At 71.3% G+C, this 16,967-nt stretch carries 13 protein-coding genes; 2 read left to right on the forward strand and 11 right to left on the reverse strand.

From position 1 onward, the window contains the following. Positions 1-3: 3 nt before the first annotated feature. The gene (locus ACIBJH_RS38695; RefSeq protein ID WP_399121613.1) at positions 4-1,230 is read right to left on the reverse strand and encodes a CaiB/BaiF CoA transferase family protein; all 1,227 of its coding nucleotides are present in this window, start codon (positions 1,228-1,230) and stop codon (positions 4-6) included. Further along, complete coding sequence (locus ACIBJH_RS38700) at positions 1,227-1,784, reverse strand: MaoC family dehydratase (RefSeq protein ID WP_399121614.1); 558 nt, start codon at positions 1,782-1,784, stop codon at positions 1,227-1,229. The genes ACIBJH_RS38695 and ACIBJH_RS38700 overlap by 4 nt, the downstream gene beginning before the upstream one ends. 179 nt (positions 1,785-1,963) lie before the next feature. Between ACIBJH_RS38700 and ACIBJH_RS38705 the strand changes: the two genes are divergently transcribed. Both ACIBJH_RS38705 and ACIBJH_RS38710 read left to right on the forward strand, forming a co-directional pair. Then, on the forward strand, positions 1,964-2,983 hold the full coding sequence (locus tag ACIBJH_RS38705; protein ID WP_399121615.1) for an alpha/beta hydrolase: 1,020 nt from the start codon (positions 1,964-1,966) through the stop codon (positions 2,981-2,983). Then, entirely contained in the window at positions 2,980-3,810 is an 831-nt protein-coding gene (locus tag ACIBJH_RS38710) for an HpcH/HpaI aldolase/citrate lyase family protein (protein WP_399121616.1), read from the forward strand. Before ACIBJH_RS38705 ends, ACIBJH_RS38710 begins: the two co-directional genes overlap by 4 nt. Positions 3,811-3,891: 81 nt before the next feature. Here the strand turns inward: ACIBJH_RS38710 and ACIBJH_RS38715 are convergent, their stop codons facing one another. The 9 genes from ACIBJH_RS38715 to ACIBJH_RS38755 all read right to left on the reverse strand — a co-directional run bounded on the left by ACIBJH_RS38715 (position 3,892) and on the right by ACIBJH_RS38755 (position 16,949). Then, entirely contained in the window at positions 3,892-4,791 is a 900-nt protein-coding gene (locus tag ACIBJH_RS38715; RefSeq protein WP_399121617.1) for an aminoglycoside phosphotransferase family protein, read from the reverse strand. Further along, positions 4,772-7,669, reverse strand: a complete 2,898-nt coding sequence (locus ACIBJH_RS38720) for an NACHT domain-containing protein (RefSeq protein ID WP_399121618.1) — start codon at positions 7,667-7,669, stop codon at positions 4,772-4,774. The genes ACIBJH_RS38715 and ACIBJH_RS38720 overlap by 20 nt, the downstream gene beginning before the upstream one ends. A gap of 266 nt (positions 7,670-7,935) precedes the next feature. Next, the gene (locus ACIBJH_RS38725; protein WP_399121619.1) at positions 7,936-8,553 is read right to left on the reverse strand and encodes a sigma-70 family RNA polymerase sigma factor; all 618 of its coding nucleotides are present in this window, start codon (positions 8,551-8,553) and stop codon (positions 7,936-7,938) included. 153 nt (positions 8,554-8,706) lie between these two features. Then, on the reverse strand, positions 8,707-9,324 hold the full coding sequence (locus ACIBJH_RS38730) for a hypothetical protein (RefSeq protein WP_399121620.1): 618 nt from the start codon (positions 9,322-9,324) through the stop codon (positions 8,707-8,709). Positions 9,325-9,474: 150 nt separating this feature from the next. Beyond that, positions 9,475-10,290, reverse strand: a complete 816-nt coding sequence (locus ACIBJH_RS38735; RefSeq protein WP_399121621.1) for an ABC transporter ATP-binding protein — start codon at positions 10,288-10,290, stop codon at positions 9,475-9,477. Between the two features lie 10 nt (positions 10,291-10,300). Next, positions 10,301-11,266, reverse strand: a complete 966-nt coding sequence (locus tag ACIBJH_RS38740; protein ID WP_399121740.1) for a FecCD family ABC transporter permease — start codon at positions 11,264-11,266, stop codon at positions 10,301-10,303. A gap of 56 nt (positions 11,267-11,322) precedes the next feature. Continuing rightward, positions 11,323-12,366, reverse strand: coding sequence for an ABC transporter substrate-binding protein (locus ACIBJH_RS38745; protein WP_399121622.1), 1,044 nt, complete (start codon positions 12,364-12,366; stop codon positions 11,323-11,325). Between the two features lie 93 nt (positions 12,367-12,459). Next, entirely contained in the window at positions 12,460-16,707 is a 4,248-nt protein-coding gene (locus ACIBJH_RS38750) for an amino acid adenylation domain-containing protein (protein ID WP_399121623.1), read from the reverse strand. After that, positions 16,704-16,949, reverse strand: a complete 246-nt coding sequence (locus ACIBJH_RS38755; RefSeq protein WP_399121624.1) for a phosphopantetheine-binding protein — start codon at positions 16,947-16,949, stop codon at positions 16,704-16,706. Before ACIBJH_RS38755 ends, ACIBJH_RS38750 begins: the two co-directional genes overlap by 4 nt. Between the last annotated feature and the right edge of the window lie 18 nt (positions 16,950-16,967).

Here is a 16,967-nt window from a genome sequence, read left to right on the forward strand (position 1 = left end):
TTCTCATTCCTTCGTTGCCGTGGCGGTGCCGAACGCGCCTGCCAGGCCCAGCTCCTGACGTGTCGTCAGGTCGTAGCCGCAGAGTTCGGCCAGTACGTCGCCGGTGTCCTCGCCCAGCCGGGGAGCCCGGGTGTGTGTGGTGCGCGCCGGGCCCGCCCGCGAGGCCGTGAGCACCTGCCGCACCTCGCCCCACTCCGGGTGGTCGGTCGTCACGATCAACTCCCGGGCCAGCGTGTGCTCTTCGGCCAGCGCCTCCGCGACCGTGTTGACGCGGGCGCACGGGACGCCGTCGGCCTCCAGCAGCCGCACCCAGGTGTCGGTGCCGTGCCGGGACAGTTCCTTCTCGATGAGCGGGACGAGTTCGGGGGCGTGCTCAAGGCGGGTCTCGAACGACGTGAACCGAGCATCTCCCGCCCAGGACGGCTCGCCGAGGACGTGCAGCAGCCGCTGCCAGAACTTCTCCTTCGGGCAGGCGATGACGATCCAGCCGTCGGCGGTCCGGAAGTTCTGGAACGGCACCAGGCTCGGGTGCGCGGACTGTGCTCTGCGGCGGGGCTCGTACCCGGCGTTGAGATGCCAGGCGGCCAGGTAGTTGAGCATCGACATCGCGGTGTCGTAGAGGCTGACGTCGCAGTCCATGCCGGTGCCGGTCGTGCGGGCGCCGTGCACTCCGGCGAGCAGGGCGAGCGCGGCGGCCATTCCGCCGGAGAAGTCGACGAGGGAGAGGCCGGACTTGGTGGGCGGGCCCTCGGGATCGCCGGTCATCGTCATCCAGCCGGCCAGTCCCTGGAGCACGTAGTCGTAGCCGGGCTGATCGCGGCGCGGGCCGTGGGTGCCGAAGCCGCTGAGCGAGCAGCAGACGATGCGCGGGTTGAGGTGCTTAAGGTCGTCGTAGGTGATCCGGATCTTCGCCGGGACGTCGCCGCGGAGGTTGGAGAAGACGGCGTCGCTGTGGCGGACGAGGTCCTCGAAGACCTTCCGGCCCGCGGGGTTGGCCAGGTCCAGGGTGATCGAGCGCTTGTTGCGGTTGAGGGACTGGAAGAAGAGGGAGTCGGCGTCGCGGGCGAAGGGCGGGACACCGCGGCCCACGTCGCCGCCGGCGGACGGGTCCTCGATCTTGATCACCTCGGCCCCGAGGTCGGCCAGGTGCAGCGAGCCGAACGGTCCGGCGCCGTACTGCTCGACGGCGAGGATCCGCAGGCCTGCGAGGGGCAGCGGCGTCCCGGTCATGCCTCCCCTCCGGTCTCCGGCAGGGTCAGCGGGCCGCTCCTCGCCTCCGGGAAAGGAGTGCCGGCGTGCGGGGAGTCGCGCCGGTTGACCATCACCGAGCGGGTGAAGGAGAGGCAGACCTCGCCGTCCTGGTTCAGGGCCCGGGTGTGGGTGGTGACGATGCCCACCGAGGGGCGGGACGTCGACGGGCGTACGGCGGTGCAGATCGACTCCGCGTAGAGGGTGTCGCCGACGAAGACCGGGTGGAGCAGCCGGACGTCGGTCATCTCCAGGTTGGCGACCGCGTTCTGACTGATGTCCGAGACGGTCTGGCCGAGCACCAGCGCGATGGTGAAACCCGAGTTGACCAGGATCTTCTTGTACGGGGTGCCCTCGGCGTAGTGGGCGTTGAAGTGCGCCTGGTGGGTGTTCATCGTCAGCAAGGTGAACCAGGTGTTGTCGGCCTCGCTGATGGTGCGCCCCAGCGGGTGCCGGTAGACGTCACCGGCCGTGAAGTCCTCGTAGAAGCGCCCCTGGCGATGGGCCCGATGGGATCGATGAGCTTGATCGGTCATGGCTGATGCCTTCCGGTCAACGCGGAGTGGAGGAATCCCGAAACCGCGGAGTGTCACTGTAGCGCACGTTTGTGCGCTCACCGAACACTTTCGTTTCCATTTCATTGACTCGACATCACCGCACCCCTAGCCTCACCCTACGAGATGTTCGGTCAGCGAACGATAGGGCGGTGTGCGCAGTGAGTGAACCGATCACTTCACGCAGAGGGTTCTTCTGGGTGGGGGCGGAGCCGACCACGCAGGACGGCGGCGGAACCGTCCCCCGCGGGCAGATGTACGTCGAGTGGGAGTCGCCCGCCGAGGAGAGCCGGCCGTACCCGGTGGTGCTCGTGCACGGCGGTGGCGGCCAGGGGCTCGACTACCTGGGCACCCCGGACGGCCGCCCCGGATGGGCCGCGCACCTGGTGCGGGAGGGCTACACCGTCTACGTGGTGGACCGCCCCGGACACGGCAGATCGCCGCACCACCCGGACGTGCTCGGGGAGATGGGACCGATGATGCCCACCGAGGCGTACCTCGGTGTCTTCGCCCCGGAGGCCTTCGCGGAGGGCCACACACAGTGGCCCGGCGGCCGGACGACCGACGACCCGGTGGTCGGCCAGGCCATGGCGGGATCGGGTCCGATGCTCGCCGACACGGCGGCGATGCACGCACTCGAACAGCGCCGCATGGCTGAGCTGTTGGACCGGATCGGCCCGGCCGTCGTCGTCTGCCACTCGGCCGGCGGACCCGCCGGATATCTCGCCGCCGACGCCCGCCCCGACCTGGTCCGAGCACTGGTCGCGATCGAGACCGTGGGCCCGCCCTTCGCCGTACGCCCCGGCGTCTTCTCACTGGACTGGGGCCTGGCAGCCGCTCCGCTGACGTACGACCCTCCCGCGGCCGACCCCGGCGAACTGCGCCTGGTCACACGGGAGTCGGACAGCGGCATCCCGATGACGCTGCAGGAAGAACCGGCGCGCGGGCTGGCGCATCTGTCCCGGATGCCGATCGCCGTGGTGACCGCCGAGGCGTCACCGTTCGTCCTCTTCGACGGACATCTGGTGGCCTACCTCGAACAGGCGGGCTGCGACGTCGAGTTGGTGCGGCTCGCCGAGCACGGAGTCCACGGCAACGGGCACGGCATGATGCTGGAACGGAACAACCGCGAGGTGCTCCAGGTCGTCCTGGACTGGCTGGAGAAGCGGGACATCCGGTGACCGCACCCGACGACCGAGCGCGGATCGCCTCCGCGCGGACCCTGCTGTTCGTGCCGGGGCACCGCCCCGACCGGTTCGCGAAAGCCGCCGCGGCGGGCGCCGACGGGATCGTCCTCGACCTGGAGGACGCCGTGGCGCCCGACAGCAAGGACGCGGCCCGCGACCACGTCCTCGCCTGGCTCTCCGACGGGGGCACCGGCATCGTACGGATCAACGGCCCCGCCACCCCGTGGTACGACCGCGACGTGGCCGTCCTCGCCGAACACCCGCGCACGGTGATGCTGCCCAAGGCCGAACGGCCGCACCAGATAAGCGACTTGCTGGCCCGGCTGCCCCCGGGCTCGGCGGTCGTCCCGTTGCTGGAGACGGCGGCCGGAGTGCTCGACGCCCGTGCCGTCTGCGCGGTGCCCGGTGTGATCCGGGCCGGTTTCGGCAGCGTCGACCTCGCGGCCGAACTCGGCGTCGACCCCGACGATCCGACGGCGCTGGCGTACACCCGCTCCCATCTGGTGCTGGCGTCGGCCGCGGCCGGGGTGGCGCCCCCGCTCGACGGGGTCACCACAGCGCTGGACGACGAGGGTGCGCCGGTGGCCGACGCCGAACGGGCGGCGGCCCTCGGGTTCACCGGCAAACTCTGCGTCCACCCCCGTCAAGTGGCGCCGGTGAACGGTGTGTTCACGCCGTCGGACGAGGAACGCGAGCAGGCCCGCGAGATCGTCCGCGCCGCGACCGACCGGGCGGCCGACGGAGCGGTCACCGTGGTGAACGGCCGCATGGTCGACCGCCCGGTCCTCGAACGGGCGCGGCGCCTGCTGAACCGGCTGTAGTGGTGACCCGACAGGGTTCGAAGACGGCGAACAGGCCACACACCCCCGCAGGTTCCCGCACCCGCCGTGGCGTCACCGAACTCAAAGGCCCTTCAGGACCCGATCAAGTGCCGAACGGCCTGCGGGACCCCAGTTCGGCTTGCCGCCGGGCAGACCTCGGTCTCCGTTCTGGCCCATCAGCATCAGGAACAGGCTCTTCATCACGGCCAGCCCGCGCGCCCGTCGTACCGTCGCCTCGTCCGCCTGTGCGTAGCTGTCGAAGAACCGTGTGGCGCCGCCCGCGGGAAGCAGCAGCCAGGCGGCGACAAGGTCCCACGCCGGGTCGCCTGCGAAGAGTGCGCCGAAGTCGACGATGCCCGCCAGTGTCCCGTCCGCGACCACGACGTTCGCGGGATGCAGGTCGCCGTGCACCCACATCCGCGGCCCTTCCCACTCGGGAGCCGCCACCGCGTCGTCCCACACGGCCCGGATGTCGTCCTCGGCGAAGCGCCCGAGGTCCACGGCCCGCAGGAAGTGCTCGAACCCGTCTGTGCACTTGCTGGGGTGAGCGCCGAAATCCGAGGCGCCCGGCGCGTCGGTGGGCGCCTCCGCGTGCAGCGCCTTGAGGAAGGACGCCAGCGTGTCGGCCGCGTGGTCGCCGCGGGTGATCGAGCCGTGGTCCAACGGCGTGCCGTCGACCCATGTCATGACGGTCCAGATTTTGGGGAAACGCTCAGAGGGTGCCCCGCTCCGGACCGGGGTCGGGATCGGCAGCGGCAGGCGTGGGGCCAGCGCCGGCAGCCAGCGACGCTCCTTCAGCTGTGGATCGGGGTCCTTGTCCATCCGCTGCATCCGGACGGCCAACGTGTCCCCGAGGCGCCACATCTGATTGCCCCAGCCGCCCTCAACCTCGCGGATGGGCAACTCGGCCAGGTCCGGATGCTGCTCCCGCAGCAGGTCGCGGACCAGATCCTCGCTGATCTCAATCTCGGATTCGATCACGCAAAGTCACAGTACTTGAGGCAGGCGGGGCACCGTCGGCCGGCTCCGTGGTCGCCAGTCGTTCCTGGAGCCGACGGTGGCGGAACTCGTAGTGTGCCCCCGACTGCCGCAGCACGCCCCGGCGGTGGGCCTCGTCCAGGAACTTCATCAGCCGCCACGGCGCCCGCCCCGTCACCGCCAGCCAGATCCGGGCCGCGCCCATCCGTCCCCAGGCGCTCAGCGCGAGCGCGTTGGTGCCGACCTGTACCCACACTTCGGTGTGCATGGTGCCCAGCGTGCTGCCGTGTCCGGTCACCGAGATCAGCACCAGGCAGACCCCGCCCGCGAGGAGGGCCGCGATGGCGCTGCGCGCGAGGGCGGCGGCCCGGTCGGTGCGCAGGGTGCTCCGCGGGCCGGCGGCGCGGATCGTGTCGCAGGGGGTGTCGAGGGCGCGGTACACACCGGAGGCACAGCCGCAGATGGCGCCGAGGAGCACGCCGAAGCCCACGAAGGGGCACACCGCGTCGAGGACGACGGCGCCGGCGTCCCGCTGGACGAGCCAGAGTTCGACTTCGCGGGGCAGTGCGACCACCAGGTTGTGGGCGTCCACGAGGTCGCCTCTGAACTTCTCCTTCCGCCCCTGCCACACGAGTACCCACTGCTCGCCCGGCTTCTGGATGCGCACGGTTCCCTGGTACGAGTCGCGCAGGTCGTTCCACGAGATCCGGGCGTCCTTGTACACCGCGAACGGCTCGGCGAGCGCCCTGCGGCTCACGAGGTCGACCTGCCGTGGCCGCGTCGAGGTGATGGAGCGGTGTCCGTCGTCGCTCTCCCGGAGCAGCCAGCCGTGGACCTCGTCGCCCTTCGACACGCGCGGCCCGGCCGGGTGCTGGATCTCGTACGCGGCGAAAGCACCGGTGACGCAGCCGGCGACGACACCGGCGCAGACGCTGATCAGCGTGCAGGCGAGGAAGCCGCGTACCAGGCCCCGTCCGAAGCCGCGCAGTACAGCGCCCGGTCCGAGGTACTGACCCGCCGCTCGGTCTCCGCGCCGTAGCCGCCCGGCGACCACGAGCAGCAGTCCGGCGACGAGGCAGGTGACGGCGGGGACGGCCTCCGCGAAGTAGCCGTAGCTCGCGAGACCGGCGAAGACGATCACGCCGCCCAGCGTGCGCACTGCCCGGGGGCCGCTCGGGCTGCCTGCCCACGGCAGGCTGAGCGGAAGGGGCCGCCGGGGCAGGCCGCCGACGGCGAACATCATGGACAGGAGCAGTCCGAAGCAGCATCCGTTGAGGAACCAGCTGGGCCTCGGGGTGATCACGGCGCCGAGTCGCGAGCTGACCAGAGGCGGCACGAACCAGCCGATGGCCACGGCGACGACTGTGACGGCAGCCGTCAGCGTCAGCCCCATGCGCGCCAACTGCCGTGGTCCTTGGGGAGTTTCGGGAGTGGCAGGCAACAGCCGGGCGAGCCCGAAGCTCAGGCCGACCAGAATGCCCGCGAAGTTGATCACGGTCGACGGCACGCTGTCCCAGTTCGCGACCACGCCAGCCCCGTATCTGGCCAGCGGGACAAGGACACTTGCCGTGGCGAGGAGCGCCAGCAGAGCGGGGCCCAGCACCCGCAGCACGGGTGGCATCGCGGCCGGCAACTCCCACCAGCCCAGCCGCCAGGTGCCGTTGGACCGGGAGGGGTGCCGCGCCAGGCACTTCAGCCAGTGGTGCACCGCCTCCGGGCGCCAGGTGCTGTCCGCGTCGGCGAAGGCCGCCGGGACGAAGGCGTCCAACAGGTGTTCCTTGATGGCCTTCGACGAGGGGAAGCGTGCGGCGTCCGTGAGTTCGGACGGATCGCGGGAGGTGTCCTCGTACACCGTGCGGGCGAGCGCCACCATCAGCGGTGACTTCAGTACGGCGGCCAACTCGGCGGAGGGCTGGTCGAAGACCCGCGTCCAGACGGTCATCTGCGTGCCGTCCGGGCTGGTTCGGCCGGTCGGGCGCGCCGTGTTCTCCAGATATCGCTGGGCGGTGGCCAGGTCGAGCGGGCTCAGTTTCACCACCTGGGCGGCCGTCAGCACATCTCCGCCCAGTTCTCGCAGAGCGTGGTTCCAGTCCGCGTCACGGCAGGTGAGCAGGACTGGCAGCCGGTCGTCGAGTTCGCCGTTCAGACGGCGCAGTGCCTGGGCGTGCGTCTCCTTGGCAAGCTCGTCGAAGCCGTCGAGCACGGGCAGGACGAGACCTTCGTCCAGCAGTTCACGGGCCAGCGTGCGCTCGCCCTGGACGGCCGCCAACGGCGGGTATTCCGCGGCCAGTCGTTCGGCCAGCCATTCGCGAAGGCCGACGGCGCCGGGATCCCAGCTCGCCAGGGCGAAGAGGACGGGGACCGGGCCTCCGGGCCGGCGGGCGTCGAGTGCGGCCAGTACGAACCGTACGGCGAGAATGGTCTTGCCCGCGCCCGGTTCGCCGAGCACGACGAGTCGGCCCGAGGGGATCTCCCGGAACGTCTCGACGATCCGGTCGAGCCGCTGACCGCCGTCGCGGGGCGCGGGCAGGGTCACACGCGGGATGTTGCCCTGGTGGTCGATGAGCGGTGAACTCACCGGAGTCCATGGGACGTTCAGCGGCGCCGGGTCCTGGAGTCGACGCAGCCGGGCCTCCGCCGCCCACTGGACCTGGACCGCCGAAGCGAGGTCGTCCGCCGCCCTCCGCCGCCGGTCGGAGCCGGCCGGGGCGTCCGCCGGCTCACGCAGCAGGTCGGCCGCGAAGGCACAGACCGACACGAACGCGGAGATCGCGGAGAGCCACATCGACATCGTTTCGGTGCTCTGGTGCCTGCTCGCCAGTACGGCGGTCAGGGCGGTCAGGGCGGCGACGACCACGCCCAGCGCGACCCGCCGTTGCATCCGTGGCTCCCGCAGTGACGCCCGCACAACCCGACTCCCCTGTCCGCACTCCGCTCACTTCCCGTATGGGGAACGACGGCTCCGGTCGACACGTACGGATGCCGGGTGGGCGCAAAGGAGCATGCCGGAGGCACTTGTGCGACGGCGCATGCTCCTCCTGAGGAGGGTGAAGTCGTCGTCGATGTCACGGCGGACTCCGTCACCGTGCCGAGGCCCGGGCAGGACGGCGCCAACACCCTCTCCGGCAAGGTGTGTTGGCGCAGTGCTCAGACCGTCGCCCCGGCCGGTTCGTCGGCCTCGGTCAGCAGATCCGTCAAGGTCGCCCGGGCCCGCGCCACGCGGGAGCGGACCGTGCCGATCGGGCAGTCGCTCGCCTCGGCGGCCTCCGCGTACGGCAGGCCGAGCATCTGCGTGAGGACGAAGGCCTCGCGGCGTTCGTCCGGCAGCGACGCCAGGAGGTCGAGGAGCGCGACACCGTCCTCGAAGCCGGGCAGGTCGATCGGCTGGGCCAGTTCGATCGCCAGCCGCCAGTCCGCTACGTCGGACAGGCGGGGTCTCGCGGCGGCGTACCGGTAGCTGTCGATGACGGCCCTGCGGGCGATCGCCAGCAGCCAGGAGCGCGCCGAGGAACGCCCCTCGAAGCGGTGCAGGCTGCCGAGTGCCCGCAGGAACGTGTCCTGCACCAGGTCGTCGGCGGCCTGCGGATCGCCGCAGAGATGAGCGACGTACCGCTGGACGTCTCGCTGTAAGGCCCGGACGAAGTGCTCGACCGCGTCGGCGTCGCCGTGGCGGGCGGCGAGCGCCCACGCCGTTATCGACTCGTCGAGAGATGCCGACTTCTTCTCACCTGTGCCGCGCGGAGCGGGCAGGGCAGGAGTGATCACCTGGTGTCCTTCTCGGTCATCCGTGAACCGGACCTGGGCACGCGGAAGCACGCGCGGTCCTGTGAGCGGGGAGGAACGGCCCTACGGCGCTTGCGCGGCCGTACGGCCGAGGCCGGAGGCACGCCGTACGGGCGGCCTCGGGTACCGGCTGTCTCAGACGACAGCGGTCCGCGCGGGCGGGCCCCGAGAGGTGATCGCATGGGCGAGAAGGAGGGAGTGCGGTGCCCGGTCCGAGTCGAGGCGACGCCCGCGGAGGCGCGGGCGGTCCATGGGCGCGGGCAGTGCCAGCAGCAGTCGTAGCGGAGCCGCCAGTCGGCCGACGACGACGCGCAGGATGCGGAACGCGGCCTTCTCGCCGTGGGCCAGCCAGAGCCCGCAGAGCACGGCGGCGATCAGGTGGGCGACGAGCATGCCGGTCGAGGGCGTGGTCCCGGCCGACGTCGGCCCCATGTCCATGGAGTCCGGCCGCATCGAGCCCATGGACATGTCCGTGTTCACGGAGACCGATTCACCGGACGCCGACTGGGCGAGCGAGAACGCCGAGTGCAGCACCGTCTGGGCGACGACCACGACCGTCACGATCAGCGAGAGGCCGCGTTCACGGCCTGCCAGGCACCAGCCCGCGACGCCGGTGACGACCACTCCGGCGGACAGTGCCCACGCGGCCACGTGGCTCCCGGACATCATGACGTGCGCCAGGGAGGCGAGCACCACGCAGACGGCCGCGAACATCGCGGCCCGTATCGCGCGGGAACACCGTCCTGGTCTCATGGCGCCTCATCCTGGCATCAGGACACCGGCTGTCACGTGCGGGTCGGCGAACCCACAGCGCACCACACTCAACCCACAGCATGTGACCCAGGACACAGCAAAATCCCGGAACTCGGCGGGAATCCCGTCCGACTTCTCTTGGAGAAGGGCTCACCGCACGGCGGGCTCGGCCTCGGCCGTCGGCCCCTCGTCGCGGGCGAGCGGCTGGGCGTCGTAGGTGATGCGGATGACGCCGTCGGCGTGCCGCTCGGCGCTCGCCCGTACGCCGAAGACGTCTCTGAGGACCTGTGGGGTCAGTACCTCCAGGACCGGTCCTGCGGCCACCACCGCTCCCTCGCGCAGGACGGCGAGGCGGTCGCAGAGTCGGGCGGCCAGGTCGAGGTCGTGCAGGACCGCGAGCGTGGTGATGCCGGTGGCGCGGATCAGGTCAAGGAGCTCGAACCGGGCGCGGATGTCGAGGTGGTTGGTGAGTTCGTCCAGGACGAGAAGTTCGGCGCTCTGCGCCAACGCCCTTGCCAGCAGGACGCGTTGACGTTCACCGCCCGAGAGTGAGGCGTAGTCGCGGTCCGCGTACGGTCGTACGCCGCAGCGGTCGATGGCCTCCTGCACGGACCGGTGGTCCTCGGCGCCGTCCCGTCCGAGCAGGCCGTGGTGCGGGGCGCGGCCCAGGGCGACGATCTCCGCCACGGTCAGGCCGGTGGTGTTGCCCGTGGCGTCCTGGAGGACCGCGGCGGTACGGCGCGCCGCGGCGCGGGCGGACAGCGCCCATACGTCGTCCTCGCCGACCCTGACGACACCGTCCGCCGGGCGCAGCGAGCGGTAGACGGCACGCAACAGGGTTGATTTACCGCTGCCGTTGGGGCCGACGAGGCCGACGATGTCGCCCTTACGGGCCTCAAGGCTCACGCCGTGCAGGATCGGGCTGCGGTCCAGGGTGATGTGGAGTCGATCGACGGTGAGTTCCATGGAACTCCCTTCAGTCCAGACCCCTGTTGTGGCGCAGCAGCCACAGGAAGAAGGGGGCGCCGAGGAGCGCGGTGAGGATGCCGAGCGGCAGTTCGTTGGGGCGGTTGAGAGTGCGGGAGAGCAGGTCGACAAGGACCAGGTAGACCGAGCCCAACAGGGCGGTCAGGGGCAGGAGTCGGCGGTGGTCGGCGCCGGTGGTGAGGCGGACGAGGTGCGGGATCATCAGGCCGACGAAGCCGATGCTGCCGGCGACGGCGATGACGGTTCCGGTCAGCAGCGCGCTGAGCACCAGGAGTACGGCGCGCAGCCGGTTGACGTCGACGCCGAGCGCGGTGGCGGACTCGTCGCCGGCCAGCAGGACGTTGAGCCGCCGCCCGAAGAGCGTCAGGAGCGCGGTGGTGACCAGCACGACCACGGTGACCGTGGGGAGTCGGTCCCACTGGGCGCCTGCCACGCTGCCCAGCATCCAGAACATGACCGTGCGCAACTCGGTCGGCGTCGCCTGGAGTTGGACGAAGCTGGTCGCCGAGAGGAAGACATAGCCGACGGCGACCCCCGCCAACACCAGCCGGGTCGGCGCGAGTCGCCCCCGCCGCTGTCCGAGCGCGAAGACCAGCGCGCCCGCGGCCATCGCGCCGATGAAGGCCGCCGCCGACACCCCGAGCCCGGCGAGCGCGGCGCCACCGCCCAGGGTGATGACGAGCACCGCGCCGAGCGTGGCACCGTAGGAGAAGCCCAGCACGATGGGGTCGGCCAGCGGGTTGGAGACCACGGTCTGCAGTACCGCGCCCGATACGGCCAGAGCCGCGCCGACCAGGGCGGCCAACACCACGCGCGGGGTGCGGAAGTTCCACACGATCTGGTCGAGCGCGGGGTCGGAGGGTGCCGCCCCCACGCCGGTGACGTGATGGAGGACGATCGCCCACACGTCTCCGAGCGGGACATTCACCGCGCCGATGCTGATCGCCACGATCATGGTCGCGAGCAGCGCGACGGGGAGGAGCGTGAAGGCCAACTGAACCTTGATCCGGCTCAGAACGCGTCGGGGTGCAGCGCCTTGGCGATCTTCTCCACGGCCAGATCGTTGCTGGGGCCGAGGTACATCGAGTCGGACAGCGTCACGTACGTGTTGTTCCTGGCGGCCGGCCACTGGGGGAACTCCTTCAGCAGTTTCTTGGCGTAGGCCGCCGGGTTCGGGTCGTTGTAGCCGATGACGACGAGCGCGTCGACGTCGGTGGCGGCCACCTTCTCCTTGCTCAGGTCCGCGAAGGAGGTCTTGGAGGCGTTCTCGAAGGCGTTGGAGCCGCCGGCCTTGGCGAGGATGTCGTTGTATATGCCCTTGGCGACGACCGAGCTGAAGTCGTTGCCGCCCATGGACATGTTGGAGAACAGCACCATGACCTTGGGGGTCTTCGTCTCCGTCTTGATCTTCGCCGAGACGGCCGCGATGTTCTTCTCGGACGCGGCGATCAACTTCTCCGCTTTTTCAGTGACGTTGAAGACCTTGCCCATGTCGCGCAGCAGCGTGTAGCTGTCGGCGACGGTCATCTTCGAGGTGTCCTGGTCGCAACCCTGCGGAGAGACATAGCTGTTGGCGCCGACGGCCTTCAACTGGTCCCTGGTGGCGAAGCCGTTCTTCTCGTCGAAGCCGTACGAGGTGGTCGACAGGACGAGATCGGGGCGCAGGCCGAGCATGGCCTCGCGGGGGATGTCGTAGGCGTCGTTGAGTTTCACGTCCCCGGTGGGCAGGGCCTTGATGGCGGCGGCGCGGCCCGTGACATCGGACATGCCGTAGGTCTGCTGGTTGGCGACGATCCTGTCCTGGAGGCCGAGGGCGAGGAGCGTGGAGACCTCGGCGACGGAGGCGCCGTTCATGAGGACGACCCGGCTGGGGGCCTTCCTGAACGTCTCGCTCCGACCGCAGTTCTTCAGGGTCACCGGGTAGCCGGTCCGCGACGCGGCGGCCTCGGTCGTGGTGCCGCTCGCTGTGTCACTGTCCGAGGAGTCACCGCATGCTGCCGTCAGCAGACAGAGGGCTGCGGCCAGGGCGGTGGCGACCGGCCGGTTGATCGACATGCGGGCTCCTTGTGTGCGGGGTCTGCTCAGGGGCTGAGGGGTTCTGTTGCAGTAGTCGGGGCGAGGCGACCGCGAGTTCCCGGTAAGTCCCGTTCATTTCACGGGTGTTGACGGGGCGGGCAGCACACCCGCGGCGACGCAGTGGTCCAGGTATCCGAAGACCAGGGCCCGGTCGACAGGCGGGCAGGTGATGCCGCTGCCCTCCAGTCCGGCGCGGACGTTGTCGGTACGGACATGGCCGAGGCGCAGGTCTGTGGGCGCGGCCTGCTCGGCGGAGTCGAAGAAGGCCAGCGTCGTGGCGGCGACATCGGCGGAGCGGGGCAGCTGTTCCCGCCAGCGCGCCAGCGGCAGTCGCCGTACCGGATAGCCGTACTCCCCCACCCAGTCGTAGACCTCGTCGAGCCGAACCCGGGGCAGGGTCGCGTGGTGGAAGACCGGACCGGCCGCACGGCCGGGGGTGAGGCAGAGGTGGACCAGGGACCGGGCCACGTAGTCCACGGGCGTCCAGACCTCGTCCTCGAACAGGTCGGGGACGATCCCGGCGGGGATACCGGCCCGCAGCACGCTCCACAGGAAGTCCCGCTCGTTGACGTATCCCGTGCCGGACGGACCGACGACCCGGCCCAGGCGGTGCACAGTCACGGGGAGGCCGCGTTCGGCCGCCCGTTCGAGGAGCCGTTCCGATGCCCACTTCGACCGCTGGTAGCCGTAGCGCAGTCCCTCGTGCGGCGGCAGGAATGCCTCCGGCACCTCGGGGCTGTGGCTCGCGGGCGGGGCGACGGAGAGCGTGGAGACGTAGTGGAGGGGGGTCGTGCGGACGGCGGCCAGACGCAGCAGGTGGTGGGTGGACTCCGTGTTGGCGGCGCGCAGGGTGGCGTAGTCGCGCATGATGCTGACGGTCGCCGCATTGTGGAAGATCGCGTCACAGGTCGTGGCGAGGTCGGCGAGCGCGCCGCGGGTCAGGCCGAGGTCGGGGCGGGCGAGGTCGGCGGGGAGGGCGGTGACGCGGTGACGCGCCCGCTCGTCGAGGACCGTGCCGTGGCGGTCAAAAGCCTTGCGGATACGGGCAGTTGCCTCGGCCTGGTCGTGGGCTCGCACCGTGCAGACGATCTCGGCCGACGTGTCGGTGAGGAGTTGGGCGAGCAGGTGCGTGCCTACGAAGCCGGTCGCGCCGGTGAGGAGGATGCGGCGGGGGGCCTCGTACGGGGCGCGGCTGATGCCGGGGCGGATGCCCGGGTCCAGGGCGGTGTCGGCGAGGAGGGCCGGCGGGAGTCCCGCCGGTGCGGGTGGTTGGGTGTTCTCGCCGAGGAAGTCGGCCAGTGCGGCGGCGGTCGGGTACTGGAAGAGCCACGCGACCCTTATGTCGCGGCCGAGTTCGACACCGAGGCGGTTGGCCGCCTGGATGGCCTGGAGGGACTGGGCGCCCAGGTCGAAGACGTCGTCGTCCGCGGCGAGGGTGTCCGTGCCGAGGAGTTGTCGCCAGACGGCGGTGACGGTTCGCTCAAGTGGGCTGCCGGTGGTGGGGAGTCGGGGCGCGGATGTCCGGGCCAGAGCGGCTCGGTCGATCTTGCCGGAGCCCGTACGGGGCAGCCGGTCGAGGAGTTCCACCGCGGAGGGGATCACCGCGGCGGGCAGCCTGGTCCGCAGGTGGTCCCTGACCTCGGCCGCGGACGGCGCCGGTGTCTCGGCGACCACGTGGGCGGCCAGGCGCCGGGTGCCGTCCGGGAGGGTCTGTCCCACGACGGCTGCCTCCCTGATACCCGCGTGGGTGAGCAGGGCGCTCTCGACCTCGGCGGGTTGGACACGGTGGCCGCTGATCTTGAACTCGTCGTCCGCCCGTCCCAGGAACCGGAGTTGACCGTCCTCGCCGACGTCGACCAGGTCGCCGGTGCGGTAGGCGCGAGGGGCGCCGGGAAGCGCGGCCAGGGGTGCGAAGCGGGAGCTGTCCGGTACATGGCCCCGGTAGCCACGGGCCAGGGCGTCGCCGAGCAGGTACAGCTCGCCGTCGACGACGGCGGCCCGGGTGCCGGGCAGCGGCAGGCCGATCGGAACGTCACCGTGGTCGAGGGCGGGGTCGTGCAGGTCGGCGATCGTGGCGACCACGGTGGCCTCGGTCGGCCCGTAGGTGTTCAGCAACGCCACCGACGTACCGACGGCCTTGCGCCAGCGGTCGACCCGTTCGGGCAGGGCCGCCTCGCCGCCGACGACGACGGTCCGTACGCCCTCGGGCAGCGTGCCGGCGCCGGTCGAGACCGCGTAGGCCACCTCGTGCCAGTAGGCGGTGGGCAGGTCCAGCACGCTCACGCGCAGCCGGGCGCACTCGTCGAGGAAGCGCGGTACGGACTCGGTCATGTGGTCGGCGCGGATCACCAGCGTGCCGCCGGCGCACAGGGTCAGGAAGAGTTCCTCCACGCTCGCGTCGAAGTGCAGCGGGGCGAACTGCAGGACGCGGTCCGCGCGTTGGACGCCGTAGCGGTGCGTGGCCGCCGCGACGAAGTGCGCCAGCGCGCCGTGCTCGATCTCGACGCCCTTGGGGCGGCCGGTGGAACCCGAGGTGTGCAGCACGTACGCCAGGTCTGCCGGACCGGGCGGCGAGAGCACGGTGGCCGTGGCGGAATCCGGCGGGAGCGGCAGCAGTACGGCGTGGTTCGGGAAGTCGGCCGCGCGGTCTTCGGTCGTCACCACGAGCGCCGGTTCGGCGCCGGCCAGGAGGTGAGCGGTGCGGTCCGCGGGGGCCCTCGGGTCGAGGGGGCAGTAGGCGGCGCCCGCCAGCAGGACGCCCAGGATGGTGGTGACCGCGTCGACACCTCGGGGCAGGGCCACTGCGACCACGTCACCCTTGCCGACACCTCGGGCTGCCAGTCGGCGGGCCATCTCGCCCGCGGTGCCGAGGAGTTGGGCGTACGTGAGGCGGTCCCCCGCATGTTCTACGGCAATTGCCGAGCCCCGGCGGGCGGCGTGGTCGGCGATCAGGCTCAGCACCGGGCGGGCGGGGACGGGCAGCGGGCCGCCGTCCAGGACGCGGACGGCTCCGGCTGCGGAGGTGCCCGCCAGTTCTCGCAGGGGCCGGTCGGGAGCGGCGATCGCCCCGTCGAGGAGAGCGAGCAGACCCTCGTGCAGGCGAGCCACCTCGACCTTTGCGTACAGGTCGGGGTTGGCGTCCAGGGCGATGCGCAGGCCGGTGCCGTCGGAGCGGTCGTAGACGTTGACGGCCAGGTCGTCGACCGGTCCCGCGGACACGTTGTGGACGGTGCTGCGGTGGCCGGCGAACCGCAGGCCGTACGCGAACGGCATGATGTTCGCGCCGGGCCCGGACAGCCGGCGCCGACCGCCCACCAGCTTCAGGTCGCGCCTCAACCGCTCGTAGCGGTAACGCTGGTGGGGCAGTCCGGCGCGCAGTTCCCGGGAGACGCGGATCGCGAGGTCGCGCAGGGTGTCGTCGGGGGTGACGGGCACGCGAAGGGGCAGGATGTTGCGCACCATGCAGGGGACACGCAGGGAGACCGAGCCGAGGCGGCCCATCGCGGGCAGGCTCAGGACGATCTCCGGGGCGCCGGTGACCCCGTGCAGGTGGGCGGCAGTCGCCGCCAGCACCACCTCGGACCACGTCACCGACAGGTCGCGGGCGACCGTGCGCAGAGTGGCGGACCAGGCCGCGTCGAGGTCGGTGACGTGGCGGTGGAAGGTACGGGCGGGCAGGGCGGAGCGGCCGGCGGGGCTCGCCACCGGCGGGCGGTCGGCGTAGCGGTCGGTCCAGTAGTCGCGGTCCTCGGTGTGACGGGCGGACTCGCGGTGGGCCGACTCCTCGGCGCGGACGGACTCCAGGGTGCCGAAGCCGCTGTCCGGGACGGGTTCGCCGGCCACGAGAGCCGTGTAGACCTGGGCCACGCGGCGGGCCACCAGGGAGAGGCCGAAGCCGTCGAGGGCGATGTGGTGGACCCGGTGGTACCAGAGGTACTGCTCCCGCCCGGTCCTGAGCAGGGCGTGGCCGAAGACCGGGCCGCGGGCGAGGTCGACGGGGCGGGCCATGTCCTGGTGCATCCAGGCCAGGGACGCGGCGTGCGGGTCGGGTTCTGCGGTGAGGTCGGCGATGTGGGTGTGCCAGTCGCCGGCCGGGGTGTCGAGCTGCCAGGGGCGGCCGGTGTCGTCGGTGACGAAGGTGGCGTTGAGGGCCTCGGTCTCGGCGACGACGTGGTGCAGGGCGGTGTCGAAGGCGGCGGTGTCCACGGGCCCGTCGACGCGCACGTATTCGGCGGTGTTGTAGGCGGGGCTGTCCGTGTCGAGCTGCTGGCCGGCCCAGATGCCTTCCTGGGCGGCCAGCAGGGAGTGTCGCGCGGTCACGGGGTCGACTCCCGCCGTACGGAGAGGAGTTGCCACCACTGGGCGAACGAGGTGCACTCGGCGAGTTCGAGGAAGGTCACGTCCACGCCGGTCTCCCGCCACCGTTCCGCGAGGGTGGTGATGCGCAGGGAGTCCAGCCCCGCGTGGAGGGGGTGTTCTTCGAGGTCGACGTCGTCGGGTCGCTGGTACAGGAACTCCGCCAGGTCCGCGCGGAAGCCGTCCAGCGTGAGGGAAGCTGTCATGTCGTCATCTCTCATGGG

This window comes from Streptomyces sp. NPDC050548 (assembly GCF_044457385.1).
Lineage (GTDB): Bacteria > Actinomycetota > Actinomycetes > Streptomycetales > Streptomycetaceae > Streptomyces.

Excerpts from the sequence above, each read along its gene's own strand:
- ACIBJH_RS38695 (WP_399121613.1), bottom strand. The coding sequence starts at position 1,230 with ATGACCGGGACGCCGCTGCCCCTCGCAGGCCTGCGGATCCTCGCCGTC.
- ACIBJH_RS38700 (WP_399121614.1), bottom strand. The coding sequence starts at position 1,784 with ATGACCGATCAAGCTCATCGATCCCATCGGGCCCATCGCCAGGGGCGC.
- ACIBJH_RS38720 (WP_399121618.1), bottom strand. The coding sequence starts at position 7,669 with ATGCAACGGCGGGTCGCGCTGGGCGTGGTCGTCGCCGCCCTGACCGCC.
- ACIBJH_RS38730 (WP_399121620.1), bottom strand. The coding sequence starts at position 9,324 with ATGAGACCAGGACGGTGTTCCCGCGCGATACGGGCCGCGATGTTCGCG.
- ACIBJH_RS38735 (WP_399121621.1), bottom strand. The coding sequence starts at position 10,290 with ATGGAACTCACCGTCGATCGACTCCACATCACCCTGGACCGCAGCCCG.
- ACIBJH_RS38740 (WP_399121740.1), bottom strand. The coding sequence starts at position 11,266 with ATGATCGTGGCGATCAGCATCGGCGCGGTGAATGTCCCGCTCGGAGAC.
- ACIBJH_RS38745 (WP_399121622.1), bottom strand. The coding sequence starts at position 12,366 with ATGTCGATCAACCGGCCGGTCGCCACCGCCCTGGCCGCAGCCCTCTGT.
- ACIBJH_RS38755 (WP_399121624.1), bottom strand. The coding sequence starts at position 16,949 with ATGACAGCTTCCCTCACGCTGGACGGCTTCCGCGCGGACCTGGCGGAG.